Origin of the sequence: Leeuwenhoekiella sp. W20_SRS_FM14 (genome assembly GCF_052119605.1) — a bacterium.
In the GTDB taxonomy this organism is placed as follows: Bacteria; Bacteroidota; Bacteroidia; order Flavobacteriales; family Flavobacteriaceae; genus Leeuwenhoekiella.
In genome coordinates, this window is record NZ_JBGQOK010000015.1 from 1 (window position 1) to 4,062 (window position 4,062).

Annotated in this window: 4 protein-coding genes; all 4 read left to right on the top strand. The window is 31.5% G+C overall.

Features of this window, described 5'->3' with window-relative positions; genetic code table 11:
• Window positions 1-98 precede the first annotated feature (98 nt).
• A complete protein-coding gene (locus ACEN25_RS15810) occupies window positions 99-887 on the top strand; it encodes a hypothetical protein (RefSeq protein ID WP_441803762.1) in 789 nt (262 codons plus the stop codon).
• A 555-nt stretch (window positions 888-1,442) separates the two neighbouring features.
• Window positions 1,443-1,967, top strand: a complete 525-nt coding sequence (locus ACEN25_RS15815; protein ID WP_441803763.1) for a hypothetical protein — start codon at window positions 1,443-1,445, stop codon at window positions 1,965-1,967.
• 225 nt (window positions 1,968-2,192) lie between these two features.
• On the top strand, window positions 2,193-2,825 hold the full coding sequence (locus ACEN25_RS15820) for a tetratricopeptide repeat protein (RefSeq protein WP_441803764.1): 633 nt from the start codon (window positions 2,193-2,195) through the stop codon (window positions 2,823-2,825).
• Between the two features lie 198 nt (window positions 2,826-3,023).
• Entirely contained in the window at window positions 3,024-3,806 is a 783-nt protein-coding gene (locus tag ACEN25_RS15825) for a hypothetical protein (RefSeq protein ID WP_441803765.1), read from the top strand.
• The last annotated feature ends 256 nt before the right edge of the window (window positions 3,807-4,062 follow it).

A 4,062-nucleotide genomic window follows, 5' to 3' on the forward strand; every position in this document is an offset into this window, starting at 1 on the left:
TAACTCGGCTTTTTTCTGCCAACGCTAATAAAGCCAAAACACAAAAAAAGCCGGAAACTCGTTAAAGCTTTTATACGCGACCGTTAGCTACAATTTGAATGAACATTAGAACTACTTTCATAATACTACTGACTTTAGTCTGCTTTGAATCCTTTTCTCAAAGCATTTTTTCTGCTTTACGTCACGACGACGCTATCGATTTAAGAACAGATTCTAAAGTAAAAGAACTTACAAAGACCACTGTTTTCTACAACAAAAGCGGAACTGAAACCAAAAAAGATATTATAGTTGTAAATAAGCTAAATAAAATCACATCTGAATTGAGATATGACAAAAATGGAAAATTAGAAACACGCCTTTCTCGGACATTTGATTCTACTGGAATTAGAAGTTTACAAAGAAAAATTGAACGTTGGCATCCAGTCATTGGATATAGTTCCGAAACAGCTACTTACGAATACGATGAAAATGGTTTTATGATTAAAATAACAGACCGAAATCAAAACAATCAAATTATTAGAGAAACATTTCTAAAAAACAATGAAAATGGTCATCCAATCGAGTTAAAGCTGTATGCTGGAAATTCAAACTCTTACGGAACTGAAATTACGGAATATGACTATCCGAATAATTTGGCAATTACAAAGGTTCTTGACGATAATGGAAAAATAATATCTGAAAGCAAACACAAAATTGACTTTTCAATTAAAGATTTAGATAATTCAGAATATGACGAAAACGGAAATCTAATTAAATCAAAGAATTACGAATACGAATACAAATATGACAAGAATCTGAATTGGAAAAAGAAAGTTATTTACAAAGTAGAGAGTGGGAAAAGAAAGAAATATCAAGTTCTGACAAGAAAAATAAAATACGAAAAATAAAAACTGTAGCTAACAACGGCTATAGTTCATTACGGCTGAAATTCCTAATCGGAATTTCGAGCCTTTTTGCTAAATTTATGGTTACGGCGGAATGATACTCGCGTACCATTCCGTAACGAAACCATAGCCAAGACCGTTGTAAAATATAAAATTTGTTCAGATCTATAATGAGCGAAATATATTGAGTTTCCTACCTCACTTTCTATTACACTTACCAGTCTTACTCCTTCCCTAGTATCGCTTTTTGCTAAGGTCACGGATGGAAAAAATGATTTTCAAAACTGTATCTAAGCAGTTCGCAAAAACAACCCCAGAGGAAAAAATCATTTTTCTGTTTTAGTCGATCTAAAACCGATAATACATTTAACAACAATGCATAAAAGCAATAACGGCGCTTTTGTTGTTCGTTTATTAAGGTATTTTAGTATTTTAGTGCTGTTGGTGAAAAGTAAGTAACTCGGCTTTTTTCTGCCAACGCTAATAAAGCCAAAACACAAAAAAAGCCGAAAACCCGTTAAAGCTTTTATACGGGACCGTTGGCAAACATTTGAGCGAATGAACAAATCAATTACCTTTCTTATTCTAATTTCATTTTTTTTTAGTTGTAATAGAAATTCAGAACGAATTAAAATTACTGTATCACATTATGATAATCGAAATGTTGACGAATCGAAATGGAAAGACATAGAAATAATCAAAGATTCACTAACTGATTTAAAAGAAACAAAAGTAGATTTATATTTTAGTCAAAAGCTTGCCAAAATACCATTTTATATGCCAACGAATGGAATTTATAAGGATTCTATAAAAGATAATGAATGCAACTGGAATTCCTATCCTGCGAATGTTAAGTGCTATGAATATGACAATAAAAATCGTGTAAAAAGTATGAGTGTTAACGGTTCTGGAACAATGGGAACTTGGAATTACCAATACGACGAATTAGATAGAATTACTAATATTGAAAATTTAGGAACTATTTATACGATAAAATATGATGACAAATATGGAATTTTAAAAGAAATAATCAAAGACTTACCAGGTAACCTCGAGGAAAGAATAGAAATTACGTACGAATAAAAACGATTTGCCAACACCGTGTATAATTAATTGCTTTGGCAAGTGCCTATCTGGAAAATTCCTTCGGAATTTTCTCGCGTTCGTTTTTGTTTACTAAATTAGTTGCTGAAACACGCAACTAACCATACACAAAACCGTTACCTGCAATTTATTAAAATGAGATATTTTATCCTATTAACAATTTTTGGTCTTATTGGATGTAACTATTCTAAAAAGAAAGAGAGTATGGAGAAACCGATTTCAAAACTAATCAATACTATTCAAGCTAATCCTGATTGTGGGGTTTTCGAAATATTGAATTCGGATAACGATAATCCTATAGAATGGGAAATTAAACCAACAACTTTACAACTAATTCCAAATGGAGAGGGACATTACTTGACAAAGGCTTACCGAATTGAAAAAAATGGATTATACAAGTCTGCCTATATTAATGTCAGTACTCCTGAAAGAATAATTGATTTTGTAATATATGACCTTAAAAAACCTAGCTATTCCTATGCTTATAATTCGATAAATATAGAGGTAATACCAGCGGTCGCTTCTGATTGTTTTGGCTCTTATGAAGTATATTATTCTCGAAATAATCCTGACTTGTCAATAGAAGTACTGAAACAAGGTTTAGAAATAAGTAAAGAAAAAAATGTTATAGCCGAAGATTTGGGATATATTTTAAGAGACGAAGACAGACCCAAAGAGGCATTAAAATATTTTCTAATATCAGAAGAAAATGGAGCGTCATCTGAATTTATACTTGGGGAAATAGAAAGAATTTATCGTATTCTAGGGAGCAACGAAAAGGCTGATGAGTATCAATTAAAACTGGACGAAATAAAAACTGCAGGTAACAAAACCTAAACGTAATGCGGACTTTAGTGCAAAAACGAAAGGTCTGTGTATATTTATAAAGTCGCTAAATCTTATGGATTTAGCTTTGGAAAAGAAATATAAAACTAAACAATAAGCTTTAGCTTCGGGTTGTGGCGCAATGGGAATCGCTTCTCTAAAACCGCACTACGCTTAGCTCAAGCGTTGTACACAATATAAACCACCAGAATGAATAGAAAAATAATCACCCTTTTACTTTTAGCAATATTCACAAATTTTGGATATTCTCAATCGGAAAAAATTAATATTAAAACAGACCATTTAAGAGAGGCTAATTACCTAAAAATGGATGATTTTTATTTAACTCATTATCTATACATCGATTTGTTTTTAAGAGAAAATCTATTTCCAGAAGCAAGTCCCGAAGATGTTTCTTCTATTTTAGAAGCTCTTAAAAAATATGTTTCAGTAGAAAACAAATTAGACGTCGAAATTGAAAAACCTGGGAAAAGAAATTACTTGATTCGATTTGCCATTTTAAAGAAAGATGACGGAACTGAACTTTTGATTGCTTTCACAAATTGGACTGTAAAGAAAAAAGCTTTTGAAAAAGAAATCAAAATGGAAAATGATTCCTACACCAGATGGTATTTTCTTAATGGGAACAAAATGACTTACCGAAAAGATATGTCTGACCAAAACGATTACTCAACTATGAATAAATCTGACTTGGCTAATGCTTACTTATTCGATGAACTATCTGAAAACGATTCCGAGATAGAAAGCACAATAAATGAATACTTAAACCAAAGCGATATAAGTATTTCAGATAAAATTATGGCGAATTTAATTTTATTGAAATACCATATTTTTCAAAAAGAGAATGAAAATGTGACTAAACAAACTGAATACGTAACTGAATTATTTGAGAAAAATAAGTCGGAATCCAATTTAAGAGGTTTACAAGCAGCATTTAATGCGACAAAATTTCAAATAGAATTAAGTAAATAAATACTGTGTACAACAATGGTAACCGTTGCACAAGCCTTTAATTCTTAGAAAATATCACTTATTTAAACCGCTTTTAGCGGTTTTCTAGTTTTATGTCATTTGTAAATTAGCAGAATGAAGTCTCTTTAAAATGGACTTATACTCTTGATTTAACGTCATTGTGAACTTTAAAAACAAGACGAGCATCCCTGCCCCACTTTTGGTGCGTTTTTCAATAAACTTCAGGTATTTTTTGAGGTTGTAGGCGATGGCCGAG